10 protein-coding genes are annotated in these 16019 nt (G+C 51.0%); 5 read left to right on the top strand and 5 right to left on the bottom strand.

Annotated features, from left to right (window positions below; translation table 11 throughout):
• Positions 1 to 562: 562 nt before the first annotated feature.
• From AC51G0_RS16525 to AC51G0_RS16545, 5 genes are all read right to left on the bottom strand, one after another.
• Positions 563 to 2383, bottom strand: a complete 1821-nt coding sequence (locus AC51G0_RS16525; RefSeq protein ID WP_496299854.1) for an AMP-dependent synthetase/ligase — start codon at positions 2381 to 2383, stop codon at positions 563 to 565.
• 258 nt (positions 2384 to 2641) lie between these two features.
• Positions 2642 to 3598 carry a transcriptional regulator LeuO gene (leuO, locus tag AC51G0_RS16530; RefSeq protein ID WP_496299855.1) on the bottom strand — a complete coding sequence of 319 codons (957 nt, stop codon included), beginning with the start codon at positions 3596 to 3598 and terminating at the stop codon, positions 2642 to 2644.
• A 600-nt stretch (positions 3599 to 4198) separates the two neighbouring features.
• Complete coding sequence (locus AC51G0_RS16535) at positions 4199 to 7321, bottom strand: efflux RND transporter permease subunit (RefSeq protein WP_496299856.1); 3123 nt, start codon at positions 7319 to 7321, stop codon at positions 4199 to 4201.
• Positions 7318 to 8688 (bottom strand): efflux RND transporter periplasmic adaptor subunit, encoded by a 1371-nt coding sequence (locus AC51G0_RS16540; RefSeq protein WP_496299857.1) that lies wholly within the window; start codon positions 8686 to 8688, stop codon positions 7318 to 7320. Before AC51G0_RS16540 ends, AC51G0_RS16535 begins: the two co-directional genes overlap by 4 nt.
• Positions 8675 to 9328, bottom strand: a complete 654-nt coding sequence (locus AC51G0_RS16545; protein WP_496299858.1) for a TetR/AcrR family transcriptional regulator — start codon at positions 9326 to 9328, stop codon at positions 8675 to 8677. Before AC51G0_RS16545 ends, AC51G0_RS16540 begins: the two co-directional genes overlap by 14 nt.
• Before the next feature lie 579 nt (positions 9329 to 9907).
• Between AC51G0_RS16545 and leuA the strand changes: the two genes are divergently transcribed.
• From leuA to AC51G0_RS16570, 5 genes are all read left to right on the top strand, one after another.
• Complete coding sequence (gene leuA / locus AC51G0_RS16550; protein WP_496299859.1) at positions 9908 to 11458, top strand: 2-isopropylmalate synthase; 1551 nt, start codon at positions 9908 to 9910, stop codon at positions 11456 to 11458.
• A 2-nt stretch (positions 11459 to 11460) separates the two neighbouring features.
• On the top strand, positions 11461 to 12549 hold the full coding sequence (leuB, locus tag AC51G0_RS16555) for a 3-isopropylmalate dehydrogenase (RefSeq protein WP_496299860.1): 1089 nt from the start codon (positions 11461 to 11463) through the stop codon (positions 12547 to 12549).
• Between the two features lie 22 nt (positions 12550 to 12571).
• Positions 12572 to 14011, top strand: a complete 1440-nt coding sequence (gene leuC, locus AC51G0_RS16560) for a 3-isopropylmalate dehydratase large subunit (protein WP_496299861.1) — start codon at positions 12572 to 12574, stop codon at positions 14009 to 14011.
• Between the two features lie 15 nt (positions 14012 to 14026).
• Positions 14027 to 14629 (top strand): 3-isopropylmalate dehydratase small subunit, encoded by a 603-nt coding sequence (leuD, locus tag AC51G0_RS16565; protein ID WP_496299862.1) that lies wholly within the window; start codon positions 14027 to 14029, stop codon positions 14627 to 14629.
• 150 nt (positions 14630 to 14779) lie between these two features.
• A complete protein-coding gene (locus tag AC51G0_RS16570; RefSeq protein WP_496301989.1) occupies positions 14780 to 15562 on the top strand; it encodes a DUF547 domain-containing protein in 783 nt (260 codons plus the stop codon).
• Positions 15563 to 16019: the final 457 nt, after the last annotated feature.

Below are 16019 nucleotides of genomic sequence, written 5' to 3' on the forward strand. Positions count from 1 at the left end.
CCAACAACCGTAAATTGGAGATGTTTACGGGCATTGCACAGTATGGGTAGCACAACCGCTTTGCCGTGGCCGGATAAGGTGCTGCTCTATTGCCTTGTAACAGATAGAACTTTCATTAACACCACGTCAATTAGCTATACGGGCTGATATAACATAGTTAGGGCTTATTTTTAGCCTAAGTTGAAATCTAGTGTGTTTCTTTATCCTATGTGAGCCGCCGCCTGTCATAACAAACAACGGTAACCCGCAACAACTTTAACGCTTTTTTAGCAACCAAGTCTATTGGCTAAAAGCAGTTCACACTATTCCACTGCAACACAGTGAAATACCCCACCTTCATGCGGACTAGGGGTTATGCAATAGAGATCATGACCTAGATATAGCAAGACAATGAGATGATTCATCTGGAGCTGTGAGCAATATGTCATAAATGCAATAAGACGTAGCCCATTACAGCAGACGATGATGGAGGGAAGCGGCAGAAACCACAAAGGAGCCTAGCGGCTCCTTTGTATTGATACTGAATTAAAGTAGAGAGTTAGAAAAGAAAGCAGGTATACGGTTAATGGTGACCGACAGAGCTCTTATGGCTTTCTTCATACATCCGCTCAATCTCCTGATGGTAGCGATCGTGGATCACCTTGCGACGCAGTTTCTGGGTCGGTGTCAATTCACCTTTATCCATCGAGAACGCCATCGGCAACAAGGTAAACTTCTTCACCTGTTCGAACCGGGCAAGATCTTTTTGCAGCTCCACCACTCGCTTCTCAATCAACTCTCGGATCTGGCTATGCTTGACTAGCTCAAGGCGATCTTGGTATTTGATGTTCAGTTCGCGGGCATGCTCTTCCAGTGTTTCAAAACAAGGAACAATCAAGGCTGAAACAAACTTGCGGGTATCGGCAATAACTGCAATCTGCTCGATAAAATGATCCTTGCCGATAGCGCCTTCAATCACCTGTGGCGCAATATACTTGCCACCCGATGTCTTCATCAGCTCTTTGATCCGGTCGGTAATGAACAGGTTGCCCTGTTCATCGAATTTACCCGCATCACCGGTTTTCAGGAAGCCATCTTCAGTAAAGTTCTTGGCGGTTTCTTCTGGCATTTTGTAGTAGCCACGCATAACCATCGGGCCACGGACCAGAATTTCATTATTGTCGCCAATTTTAACTTCCGCCCCCGGCATCGGCATCCCGATAGAGTCCGGGTTAAAGCACTTATCATCCCAGCAGGAGACCGTTGCCGTGGTTTCGGTCATCCCGTAACCCAGCTTGACGTTGATGCCTAACGCGTGGAAAAAGCGGCCGATGCTCTCGTCAAGCTTGGCACCGCCACAAGGCATAAACTTAATCTGGCCGCCGAGAATTTCACGCAGTTTCGACAGGACCAGCTTATCTGCCAGCTTGTAGCTCTTTTTCAGCATCAGCGATGGCTTACGCTGCTGTTGATGGCACAGGGCCATCCGCGCGCCCATATTAACCGCCCAGGTGAATACAACCTTGCGATGGAAAGGTGCCCGGGACACTTTATCGTGGACAGCAGAGTAGATTTTTTCATACACACGCGGCACGGCAGCCATTACATTCGGCTTCACTTCCACCAAGGTTTCTTTCAGCTTGTTGGTATCTGCCAGATAGCAGTTCACACCGCCGCGGTGCAGCACATAGAAGGTCCAGGCACGCTCGAAGACATGCGACAGCGGCAGGAAGCAAAGGGATGTATCTCCCTCCTCCAATGCCAGGTTTGTATCATGACCTTCAAGTTGCGAGCCGATGTTAGTGTAGTCCAGCATCACCCCCTTCGGTGTGCCGGTAGTTCCCGAGGTATAAATCAGGGTCAGCAGATCATCCATGGCGGTCTGCTCAAGGCGTTGCTGCAGCTCGGCGTCAGTTTCGGCTGAACGTTGTTTGATAAAATCGCTGTAGTGGCAAACTAGCGGATGCTCAGCCAGCTCGACATCGTCGGACATCACAACAATACGTTCCAGCAGCGGGCACTCGGCTGCCACTTCAATCGCGGCATCATACTGGGCCTGCTCGCCAACAAACAGAATACGGATATCAGCATTGTTAATAATATAGGCTGCTTGCTGCGGGGTACTGGTCGGATAGATAGGGACTGTCACACAGCGGTTATACAGGGCGGCAAAATCAGCGATGGTCCAACGCGGCATGTTGTTGGAAAAAATACCGACCTTATCCTGGACATTCAGCCCCTGGCTCAGCATTGCCAAGGCCAGTTGTTGGATCTGATCACCAAACTCCGTCCAGCTAATATCCTGCCACTGGCCCTGGACCTGATGACGCAGTGCAACCCGGTCACCCAAACGGGCAATCTGGGTACGAATTCGATTTACGATATGAAAATCACGTTCAGCCATAACTACTCTGCCATTCTAGCTTACACCTGTAAGCTTATTCGAGGTGCGAAGTCTACCCTCGACACCGGAAAAGGCAACTGTAAAGCACCACATTTTATTTTTTATGTCGCCGCGATCCCAGTCCCCGCCCCTGCCTGAACAGGCTTTATACGACTTATTAATAGAATTAACACAAAGTGTAAGAAATTGCTGATGCCGGGCGAGAGACAATACCCGGCAATCAAAAAAGCCAGCAAGTGCTGGCTTTTACTTGGGTGCTTAGTAAGAACTGTCACCACACACATTCAGTAGCTGATCACGCATCCAGATGTGACCTTTGTCTTTTTGAGAAGACTCATGCCAGCTCAGGTAGCCACTGATTTTTGCTGATTCAAACGGTAACGGCAACACTTTTAGCTGCTGGTTCTGGGCAACTGATTCTGCCAACCAACGCGGCATAACAGCAATCAAGTCCGACTGGCCGGCAACATACATGATGTTGCTAAGGCTAGCCCCCTGATAAGCTTCCTGATATGACGTATGCTGGTTGTAGATATGGTCTGCGAACATTTTCACGCCAGGAACTGACTTCAGTACGGCATGTTTCTCAGCGGCAAACTCAGCCTCGGTGATCGTATCACCGATACGCGGGTGGTTACCGGCAACAATCACCACCAGCTCGTCACTGAACAGCTCAGTGCTACAGAAGCCCGGCTCGTCAAAGCGCACATAGTCAATAACGAAATCGACTTCCTGGTAGCGCATCTTTTGGGTTAGCTCAGCATCAAACTCAGCTTCCAGTTGCATACGAAGGTTCGGCGCCTGCTCGGCAACATTGCGTAGGATACGAGGGGCAAAACGCATATCAGACGGGCTACAAATTGCCAGCTTGAACGTACGGTTCGATGTCTCCGGTGAGAAGATTGAAGACGGCAGTTCGTTTTTCACCAACTGAAGCGCCTGGCGAACTGGGCCAAATAGCTGTTTCGCACGCTGGGTTGGCTGGATACCACGGCCATGACGGATAAACAGCTCATCGTTAAACATCACCTTCAGGCGTGCCACGGCATTACTTACTGCCGGCTGTGACATACCAAGATTATGCGCCGCACGGGTGATGTTCTGCTCTTGCATAACAGCATCGAAAACAGTCAACAGATTAAGATCAACACTTCTTAAGTTTGACTCCATTCGGTAGCTATCAGTTGGATGAATAGATGAAGTTCTTCGCGTCATGTTTTGCCTCTACTTGAATAATGTTTGGGGCAAAATCCGTTATGCCACCGCTGAATGAAAAGGGCATATCCACAGCCCTCAGCAACTGAGCCCCTGTTCGGGATGCGGCCAGTATTATTCAAATAGATTGACGAAACCAATAGGCGAAAGTCAGCAAATGTAAAGGGATATAACCAAATAGTAAAATTCAGAATACAAATCAATATAAAACAAAAGCTTAAGCCACATATAAAAAGATCTAAAATCTCTATAAATAAAATAAAGGCGCAATTATAAGCAGAATTCGGCGTTGTTTTAACCAGCCCTCACGCTACCAAATCGTTCACGCAAAACGTTTGCACCACCAATCAATAAGTCCCAGTGATTGAAAATAAGTGCTTCTCAGCCTGACCAGGCGGGTCAAATTCAGCCATCAAATCCCTAACCAAATCGGGAAATTCCACCTGCTTCCAAAGCTGCTGCCACAATTCATCACAGTGATACTAATCACCCGCTAACACCCACCAAGCGATAGCCAAGCCACATCATCACAAGCGGTATTACCAGGCAATAAAAACGGGGCCGATTGGCCCCGTTGCATTATGTGGTGGCAATACTCAGCTAGGCTGCCACTAACTCCTCATGCTTACGCACTAGGTTAAAGTCAGCGAGAATGGCGTAGGCCGCTGGGATCATAAACAGCACCAGCAAGGTCGAGGTGAAGATCCCGAAGACTATCGAAATCACCAGCGGCTGGATCACCTGTGCCTGCAGGCTGGTTTCCAGCAACAGCGGCAACAAGCCTGCTGCTGTGGTCAGTGATGTCAGGAAGACGGCCCGGAAGCGCTCCCTGCTGGCTTTCACCACCGCATCATGAACACTTTCACCGTCATCGACATGGTGGCGAATGTACTGCACCAGCAAAATAGAGTCGTTGACGACCACCCCGGCCAAGGAAACAAAGCCCATAATACTTGGCATACTCAGTGCGTATCCCAGCAGCCAATGCCCCCAGAAAACCCCAATCAATGCCAGCGGGATAGCCAGTAGCACCACAAACGGTTCCAGGTAGCTGCGGAACTGGTAGCTGAGGATCACAAACACTCCGAATATCCCCAGCATAAAGCCAACTCCCATCGACTGCCCGGTTTGCGCAGTATCTTTGGCCTCGCCCTCAAAATCGAAACGCAGGCCCGGGTAGGCCCGTTGCAGATCAGGCATCAGCTGGTTACGGAACTGACGGGTAATTTCCGTCGAGCTTACCTTGCTACTATCGAGATCGGCGAAGACGCTCAAGGTCCTGACCCCGTTGATCCGCTGGATACGGACAAAATTACGCTGGTATTCCAGTATCGCAATCGAGGCAAGCGGGATCTGGCTACCATCCCCGAGGATCACAGGGAAACTGGCCAGCGTTTGCAGGTTAGCTGCCTCCAGCTTGTCAAAGCGGACTTCAACTTCAATATTTTCCGGACCGATCTGAATTTCATCAGCCGTCTGGCCAAAATAGGCGGCACGTAATTGGGACGCAATCATCTGGCCATCTATCCCGAAGCTTTCAGCCCCCGGACGCAACTTGACCAAGACCTCCTGCTTGCCCATCCGCATGTCATCCAGCACACCGGAAACGCCATCGAACTCATTGAGGAACTGCTGCAGCTCAATCGATGCGGCTTTTAGCTGCTCGAGATCATCATGCTGCATCCGGATTTCAACGGCCCGGCCACCCGGCCCGACCATCGGCTGCTTGAATACCATCGACACTGGCGCGGCAATCACTCCGACTTCCTCACGCCAGGCAGCAATAAACTCATCAATCAGGCTGTTGCGTGATTCTGCCCCCAGTATATCCAGCCTTACCGTCGCCACATGCGGACCACTTTCGTCGGCATCGGCATTGAAGTTGTATTGCGCGGTAATGTGCTCGACCAGTGTCCGCCCGCCTTCTTGCTCATCACTCCATTTTCTGTTGAGTTTTTCCGCAGCATCAACAATTTTACCAACCACTTGTTCTGTCTGCGCCAGCGAGGCTCCCGGCGGCAAAATCACCCGGGCTTCGGCAATATCACCATCAAGCTCCGGGAAACCGACGAACTTCAGCGCGCCGCCAGCAAGCAAAGAAAATGAAATCAACAACATGGCTATCACGCTACCCAAAAACAGATAACGCCAGCGCACCACGGTATCCACAGCGGTAACCAGCTGATTATTGCGAAATGCCTCGAAACGTTTAAGGAAGCGAGCCTTGAAGGCCAGTGGCGGCCGCTCGCGTTTGCCACGCGCATGCTGTTTTTGCAACGAGTGGCTAAGGTGGTTTGGCAAGATCAGGAAGGCCTCAACCAAGCTGATCGTCAGCACCAGGATCAATACCATAGGTACAACCTTCAGGACTGCGCCCATTTCACCTTCGAGAAACAATAAGCTGCCAAAAATACATATCGTGGTGAGATAGGAGGAAAGCACCCCGGGAAACACCTTCTTCACCCCTTCGGTGACGGCATCCGGTATCGACAGTCCCCGCTCTAGGTGGGCGGCGATCGACTCGGCAATCACAATGGCATCATCCATCATGATACCGATCGCCATCAGCAGCGCGACCAGCGACATAATGTTGATCGACAAGCCCAATCCGGCCATCAAAAACAGGCTACCTAGGAAAGCGACCGGCAAGCCAGCTGCGACCCAGAACGAATAGCGGAAGGTGAAGAACAACCACATAGTGGCAAACACCAGCACCACACCCTGCCAGCCGTTTTTCACCATCATGGTCAAACGATCCCACAATACCGAAGAGATATCGTTGGTCAGGTTGAGCGTCACACCAGTCGGTGCCACCTTGTTTTCGTCCTCGACAAACTGCACTACCCGCTCTTTGATCCGCAGGGCATCATCGGCCTTGTTCTTACTGATCTTCAGCAGTGCTGACGGTTTGCCATCAAACAGTACTTTCTGTTCATCCAACTCAAATCTGTCAGTGATGGTCGCAATATCACCCAGGCGCAGCAGTGCGCCATCGCTGTCAGCGCCGATCACGGTTCTGGCCAGAGTATCCGGGGTGATCTTCTGTTCATCAAACCGGATCAGCAGGTTTTTCTCTGCCAGTTCGATATTACCGCTAGGCAACTTCAGGTTCTGACGAGCTAGGCGATCGGCAACATCACCGACACTGAGGCCAAGCTGGCGCAATGGTGCTTCTTTCAATTCAATCCGTAGCTGATGATCAGAGAAACCGGCAACGTCAACCAAGGACACACCATAATCGAGCTTCAGTTTACGTTTAAGCTGTTCGGCATAGGCTTTCAGGTGCGGCCAACTGGTATCGGCACTGATAGCAACATCTACCACGGGCTCGTTCCAGTCCAGCTCTCGGACAATCGGCGACTCGATTTGAGTCGGGAAGTCATTGATGGCATTAATTTGGGTTTGGACATCCACCAGCATCCGCGATACCACATTGCTGCCAGTCAACTTGAGGATCAACGAAGCCGAACCCTCAACCGCTTCACAACGGGTCTCCTCGATATTAGCCAACCCATCAACGGCATCTTCCATCCGCATACAAATACTTTCTTCGACTTCCTGTGGCGATGCGCCCGGATACACGACAGAGGCAATGATGTAAGGCGGTGAAAATTCAGGGAAGGTTTCTCGCTTGATCTGCGGCAACGATATCAATCCGAAGATCAGCAAAGCCAACATCAACAGGTTGGCAGCGGTTGGATGACGAGAAAAATAGCGGATCATAACGCTGGCTCCTCATCTATCTTGCTTTTATCGGCACTATCTTGCTGGCTATTCTCTTCCACTGCCTTGCCATTACGTGTCACAACCTGAAGCTCCATACCGGAAACGGCAGGTAATAGATCATTGACAATAAGTAGCTGCTGGGATGATAGCTCGCCATCAATCGCCACCTTGCCAGCACGGCGGAACAGTACCTTCACGGCCTGGATCATCAAGGTATTCTTATCATCAACCAGATAGATCTTATCGCCATGCAGCGCCCGCTCCGGGATCACCCAATGGGCATTGGCCTGTCCGGACAGGCGGGCTTCAACAAACATCCCATTGACCAATGGCGGCGCACTCTCCGGGGAAAGCTGGCTGTAATCCTGATCGACCTCGAGGATCACCCCGACCGTTGCCTGGTTGGCGCTGACCGTATCGCTGATCCGGGCGACCTTCGCAGGCCACTGCTGTTGAAAATTACCACTAGAAAGCTGGATACTGGCAGTCAGATCCAGCTGATCTGCCCGCGGGCGACCATCGGCATGGGCCGTATACTGGGTCAGGCTCGACGCCAGTACCTGCATATCATGCAGTGCCACCTGGGCATCAATTTCCATAGTATCGATCCCATGGGCAACCACCATACTCTGCTGGGTATTCACCACCTGGTTCTGCTCGATATCGACGCTGGAGATCCGGGCATCCATCGGCAAGGTGACCACGGTTTTTTCCAGTGAACGCTTGGCCTCGGCGACCTGCGACTGGTTAACCTCTAGCTGCGCAATCGTCACTTTACGCTCGTTCGGCAATACAATCAGCTGGTTTTCGATATCCTGAACCACTTTCTGACTGGCCAAGGTATTTTGCTGCTCGAGATCAACAGCAGACTGCGAAGTCAGCCCCTTGCGACGCAACTCTTTCTTGCGGGTTAGCTCTTTTTTGCTGATCGCCAAACGATTCTTTTCAATTTTCAGGGTTGTTTTCAGATTTTGCTCTTCCTGGGCCAGCTTGGCCAGCTGGGCCTGGCTAGAGCTGACATCGGCTTCGGCCTGAGCCAGACGCAGTTCATAATCCAGCGGATCGATTTTCAGCAACACGGTTTCGGCATCTAGTACCCGGCCTTTTTCCAATCCGGGATGGCGATACACCACCTTGCCGGACACCTCTGCAATGGCCTGCCACTCCACTTTGGGTTTGACCCGGCCAAACCCTGTTACCACCGGGGCCAGCGGTAATTGCTGCAAGCTAATCACATCGACAGGCCGCGCCTTGTTCAGCGCCGGTTTTATCCCAGGGGTCGAGCGTAGATTAATTGCCAGAGCCAGCACAGCTACGCCGACCAATATAGCCGGTAAAATAAGGATCTTTCTATTGAGTTTCATCGTTGGCCTTGCCTCCCTGCGCTAAAATACCGTTGAGCAGCACATTGACATTGTGTTCAGCGAGCTCCATCAACCACTCTTCATTCAATTCAATACCTTGGATCCCCAATAAGGCTGGAGGAGCCAAAAACGGGAAGACCATCATGCTAATAAATGTCATCCTGGCCTTTTGTGGCGAAACACCGTCGCGTAATACCCCGAGACCTCTCATTTTCTTAAACATCAGCTCCTCCGCCGGCAGGGATATTTCGCTGAATATTTTTTCCATGGCTCTCCGCTGCAAATCGCCGGGTTCCATCATCATCGTACGGGCTATCAGCTTCGGCAGATCAGGGGTTGGCGCCATAATGCGGTAATAAGTGCGCATCAGCTCCCCCACACTTTCAATATCACCGATACTGATCATTCGTTGAATTTGAGCCCGGATCGGAGCCAGTGTTTCGCGCAGCATGGCCTCAAAAAGGCCACCTTTGTTCGCGAAGTAATAACGGATCAGCGCCACATTGACATCCGCCCGGGATGCAATCATTCGGGTCGATACTTTGCTGTAAGGGAGCGCAACAAAGAGTTTTTTCGCCTCTGTTATCAATCGCTCCCTGGCATCGGAATCTCCACTGGGGCGCCCTGTTTTTCCTGTCATAGTCCCTATCTGCTAATCACTTAATTAATCACCTGATTAATAATTTACTTCAGATACCTTCTCTGGCTGTACTGAATTTATTCACTCCAAATTAATCATTTGATTAATTTTACATCAGAGTAAATATTCTGCCGTGTACAGCCTCTCACCGTTATCCTGTTAACAAGTTGCGAACGGACAAAATAAGCCATCGCAATACCTTCTAACCTGATATTCACTGCAGCCATATCCTCACAATTTATCAGGGTGATTAACACAAAGAATAAAGCCATTAAAAATCATATAAATAGACATATTGGAAAAATAAATACTCAATTAGTGGTTGACGTTTAACCTGTCTATTTGGTATTCATTTGTTAATCAACTTTGTGGATATCATTTAAAAAATGCAAATACGTTTCTCACTACTCCTCAGCCTCCTCCTTATCGTGAATAATTCGCGCGGGTAGCTGATGGGTGAGAAACACCACCAAGAATTCAAAAAGCCCGCGCAAACAGCGCGGGTTTTTTATATGAAAGAGCCGGCGCAAGCGGATGCAGACAACGCCTAACTAGGCAGGCCAACATAAGGAAGTAGCAATGAAAGATCAGGTCATTATTTTCGATACCACTTTGCGCGACGGCGAGCAGGCACTTTCCGCCAGCTTGACTGTAAAGGAAAAGCTGCAAATTGCTTATGCATTGGAGCGAATGGGCGTGGATGTGATTGAGGCGGGTTTCCCAATCTCCTCCCCGGGAGACTTTGAATCGGTACAGACTATTGCCAAGCACATCAAAAACAGCCGGGTCTGCGCCTTATCCCGCGCCGTGGCCAAAGACATTGATGTCGCCGCCGAATCCCTTAAAGTCGCCGAAGCCTTTCGTATCCATACCTTCATTTCTACTTCCACCATCCATGTTCAGGACAAGCTGCGCCGCAGCTATGACGATGTGATCGAAATGGGTGTCGCTGCTGTCAAACGTGCCCGCAACTATACCGACGATGTCGAGTTCTCCTGCGAAGATGCCGGCCGTACCCCAATTGACAACCTGTGCCGGATGGTAGAAGCGGCGATCAATGCCGGGGCCAATACAATTAATATCCCAGATACCGTAGGCTACACTCTACCCAATGAATTCGGTGGCATTGTTGCCCAGCTATTCGAACGTGTACCCAATATCGACAAGGCAATAATTTCTGTTCACTGCCACGACGATCTTGGAATGTCAGTCGCCAACTCAATGGCTGCGGTCCAGGCCGGTGCCCGCCAGGTAGAAGGCACCATCAACGGCATCGGTGAACGCGCCGGTAACTGCTCGCTGGAAGAGATCGCGATGATCATCAAGACCCGCGCCGACTTCCTGGGGGTCCATACCAATATCAAGCACGACGAAATCCACCGCACCAGCAAGATGGTCAGCCAGCTTTGCAATATGCCAATTCAAGCCAACAAGGCGATTGTCGGTGCCAATGCGTTCAGCCACTCCTCGGGGATCCACCAGGATGGCATGCTGAAGAACAAAAACACCTACGAGATCATGACCCCAGAGTCGATTGGCCTTAAGAACCAAGCACTTAACCTAACCAGCCGCTCAGGCCGAGCTGCCGTGAAGAGCCATATGGATACCCTGGGTTATACCGAAAACGAGTATAATCTGGATGAACTGTATACCGACTTCCTGAAGCTGGCCGACCGCAAGGGCCAGGTATTCGATTACGATCTTGAAGCACTGATGCACTTTGCCAACCTGCGCGAGGAGGATGACTTCTTCAAGCTGAACTACCTAAGTGTCCAGTCTGGCAGCGTGATGGCGACCACCAGCATTAAATTGCAGTGCGGCGAGGAAGAAAAATGCGAGGCTGCTGTCGGTAACGGCCCGGTAGACGCGCTATACCAGTGCATCTACCGCCTGACCGGCTACGAAATCGTACTGGATAAATTTGACCTGACCGCCAAGGGCGAAGGTGAAGACGGCTTAGGCCAGGCAGACATCATTGCCAACTACAAAGGCCGCAAGTACCACGGTACTGGCCTGGCGACCGATATTGTTGAGGCTTCCGGCCAGGCACTGCTTCACGTCATCAACAGTATTTATCGCGCTGATCAAATTGCAGAAATTAAACAAAAATCCCATATGGAGACAGTATAACCATGGCAGGTACATATAAAATTGCCGTTCTACCGGGTGACGGTATTGGCCCAGAAGTTATGCAGCAGGCACACAAGGTGTTGGCTGCTGCCCAGGAAAAATTTGGCTTTACCCTGGAGAGCAAGGAATTTGATGTCGGCGGTATTGCTATCGACAACCATGGTTGTCCGCTACCCGATTCAACCTTGAAGGGCTGTGAAGAAGCAGATGCCATCCTGTTCGGCTCAGTTGGCGGTCCTAAATGGGAACACCTGCCACCTAATGATCAGCCTGAGCGCGGTGCCCTATTGCCACTACGCAAGCATTTCCAGCTATTTTGTAACCTGCGCCCAGCGCAGATCCACAGCGGCCTTGAAAATTTCTCGCCACTGCGCGCTGATATCTCTGAGCGCGGCTTCGATATTGTGGTTGTCCGTGAGCTAACCGGCGGGATCTACTTCGGCCAGCCGAAAGGCCGTGAAGGCGAAGGTCCACAGGAAAAGGCCTTTGATACCGAGGTCTACCACCGCTATGAAATCGAGCGTATCGCGCGCATTGCGTTTGAGTCGGCTCAGCTACGTGACAAGAATGTCTATTCGATTGACAAAGCCAATGTCCTGCAGAGCTCGATCCTATGGCGTGAAGTGGTAGAGGAAGTCGCCAAGGACTACCCGGACGTTACCCTGAACCACATATATATCGACAACGCGACCATGCAACTGATCAAAGATCCGTCACAGTTCGACGTGATGCTGTGCTCGAACATCTTCGGTGACATTATCTCCGATGAGTGCGCGATGATCACAGGCTCGATGGGCATGCTGCCATCTGCCAGTCTGAACCAGGACAAGTTCGGCATGTATGAGCCAGCCGGAGGCTCAGCCCCTGATATTGCTGGCAAAAACATTGCCAACCCGGTAGCGCAAATCCTGTCTGCTGCCCTGATGCTGCGCTACAGCCTAGGCGAAGAGCAAGCGGCCCGCGCGATTGAACAGGCCGTATCACAGGCATTGGAAGCTGGCGAGCTAACGGCCGATCTGGCTGGCGATGCCCCGGCACTGAGCACCAGCGAAATGGGCGACAAGATTGCCGCCTACATCCGCCAAGCATAAAAGTACGAGGAGCAATCGAGCAATGTCAAATACCGAGACAAAAGCGCCAAAGACGCTTTATGAAAAAGTATACGATGCCCACGTTGCGGTAGCGGCGGAAGGCGAAAATCCTATTCTGTATATCGACCGCCACCTGGTTCACGAAGTGACCTCGCCGCAGGCTTTCGACGGTTTGCGCGAGAAAGGCCGCAAGGTACGCCAGGTCAGCAAAACCTTCGCGACGATGGATCACAACGTCTCGACCCAGACCAAGGACATCAAAGCCTCTGGCAAAATGGCGCAGATCCAAATGGAGACCCTGGCCAAGAACTGTGAAGAATTCGGTGTCACCCTGTATGATCTGAACCACAAATACCAAGGTATTGTGCATGTCATGGGGCCGGAGCTGGGCATTACACTACCGGGCATGACTATCGTGTGTGGTGACTCACACACCGCTACCCACGGTGCCTTCGGCTCACTGGCTTTCGGTATTGGTACTTCCGAAGTTGAGCATGTACTGGCCACCCAGACCTTGAAGCAGGCCCGTGCCAAAACGATGAAAATCGAAGTAAAAGGCAAGGTTGCCGAAGGTATTACCGCCAAAGATATCGTGCTGGCCATCATCGGCAAAACCACCGCCGCAGGGGGTACCGGCTATGTGGTCGAGTTCTGTGGCGAGGCTATCACGGATCTTTCAATGGAAGGACGGATGACCGTCTGTAATATGGCGATTGAGCTAGGTGCCAAAGCTGGCCTGATTGCGCCGGATCAGACTACCTTCGACTACATCAAAGATCGCAAGTTCTCCCCGGCAGATGAAAACTTCGATGCTGCCGTTGAGTACTGGAAAACATTGAAAACCGATGATGATGCCGTATTTGATGCCGTCGTAACCTTGGATGCCAAAGACATCAAACCTCAGGTTACCTGGGGCACCAACCCGGGCCAGGTGATCGCCGTTGATGCGCTGATCCCATCCCCGGATGACTTCAGCGATCCGGTAGAAAAGGCTTCGGCAGAAAAAGCGCTGGCCTATATGGGACTGGAAGCCGGCAAAACACTGGCAGATTTCAATATCGATAAAGTATTCATTGGCTCGTGCACCAACTCTCGCATCGAAGACATGCGTGCTGCTGCTGCCGTCGCCAAGGGGCGCCAGGTTGCCCCTAATATCCAAGCATTGGTCGTACCGGGGTCAGAGCAGGTCAAGGCGCAAGCCGAGCTGGAAGGGCTGGATAAAATCTTTATCGATGCTGGTTTCGAATGGCGTCTACCGGGCTGCTCTATGTGCCTGGCGATGAACAACGACCGCCTGGGTCCTGGGGAGCGCTGCGCCTCAACCAGTAACCGTAACTTCGAAGGCCGCCAGGGACGTGATGGACGTACCCACCTGGTTAGCCCGGCCATGGCTGCTGCCGCCGCCTGTGCTGGCCACTTCGTCGATATCCGTGAACTGGATTTAGAAACCGCAACCGCTTAACAGGAGGAACAGACAATGGCAGGTTTTAAACAACATACAGGTTTGGTGGTTCCTTTGGATGCGGCGAATGTCGACACCGACGCCATCATTCCAAAACAGTTTCTCCAGAAAGTCACCCGGACAGGGTTCGGCAAGCACTTGTTCCATGACTGGCGCTTTTTAGATGATGCCGGCAAGAAGCCAAACCCGGAATTTGTGATGAACGCAGCGCGCTATCAGGGTGCCAGTATTTTGCTGGCCCGTGAAAACTTCGGCTGTGGCTCCTCTCGTGAGCACGCTCCCTGGGCACTGGCCGACTATGGCATCAAAGTGATGATTGCGCCGAGTTTTGCCGATATTTTCTATGGCAACTCAATCAACAACCAGATGGTGCCTGTTCGCCTGAGCGAACAGGAAGTCGACGAACTGTTCCAGTTTGTTGAAAGCGGCGAAGGGGCTGAAATCACCGTGGATCTGGAAACGATGCAAGTCAGTGCCAACGGCAAGCAGTACAGCTTTGAGATTGATGAGTTTCGTCGCCACTGCCTGCTCAACGGCCTGGATAACATCGGGTTAACCCTGCAGCACGAAGACAAGATTGCCGAGTTTGAGAGTAAGATCCCGGCTTTCCTTGCCTAACGTTAGCAAAGACTAACTCGCGCCCCGGCCCTAACCCGCCGGGGCGTTTTGCTATGTGCTTGGTGAATAGTGCATTTTTCATGCAAGAAAACCACGCCATACAAGGTCATATCATCTAGTTACTACTAACCAAACGCCACTGGACTTATGATGCGTATTTTATTCCCTCTTTTATTGCTGCTGGTTTCAGCCTCAGGTTGTGCCGCTCCCAAAGCCGAACTGTGGCCTTATTGGCAGCAAAGCAATGAAGCCAATACCGCAGCCATCGACCATACTCTGTGGCAACGCACCTTGGATAACTACTTGGTCCAACAGCCCCAACAAACGCTGTTTCGCTACCGCGCAGTTTCCAGCAATGACAAATATGATCTTGACCGCTATATCCGTAAGCTGACGGCCACCGACCCTCGCCGCTACCGCCAGGACGAGCAGTTTGCCTACTGGGTGAACCTCTATAATGCTCTGACCGTCCAGCTGATCCTGGATAACTACCCCATTAAGTCCATAACCAAGCTAGGCGGATTTTTCAGTTTCGGCCCCTGGGATGAAAAGCTGATCACCATCAATGGCAACTCATTGTCACTCAATGATATCGAGCACCGGATCCTACGTCCTATCTGGAAAGATCCCCGCATTCACTATGTCGTCAACTGTGCCAGCCTGGGTTGCCCCGATCTCCAACCCCAGGTCTTTACCGCCAGTAACAGTGAAAAGCTGCTCGAACAAAGTGCCAGCCGGTTTATCAACAGTGCCAAAGGTGTCAATATGACCGGTGGCAAAGTCCGCCTGTCATCAATCTATGACTGGTATAGCGTCGATTTCGGTAGCAAGAGCAGCTTGCAGCGCCACCTCAATCAATACCGCACAGGTAAGCCAGTTCAGCTCAATAGCATCAGCTATGACTATAACTGGGCACTCAATGAAGCCCGGTAGGGCAAAAAGCAGCCATACCCGACACAAAGTTGTATTGCGCTGGCAACGGACTGCTTAGCACATTACAATAGCTATCGTTCTCATTGGGGAGTCTAATACCAAACTGAACAATAATCTGATCCAATCAGAGCGTTCCCAGTCGATTGAGAGCAAGCCAAATTGATGAAGATATAGTGGTTCTACATCAAAGCAATTTGGAGCTGATATCGAACGACTGGGAAGCTTCCGAAGGACGAGTTAAAAAGGTACAGCTACAGTGTTGCTTGATTTTGATGGATATATATACATCTACGATCAAGCGCCTTGTATCTGCACCTTTTTATTCTCGCTGATAGGCCAGATTATTATTCAGTTTGGTATATAAATCAGACTGAGATTGCAGCCGCAGAACCCACAGAACCTGAACCAGGTCATGCTGGCGTAGGAATTGAGATAATCTGACCACCATAACTGTCAA

Source organism: Photobacterium sp. HL06 (assembly GCF_059552575.1).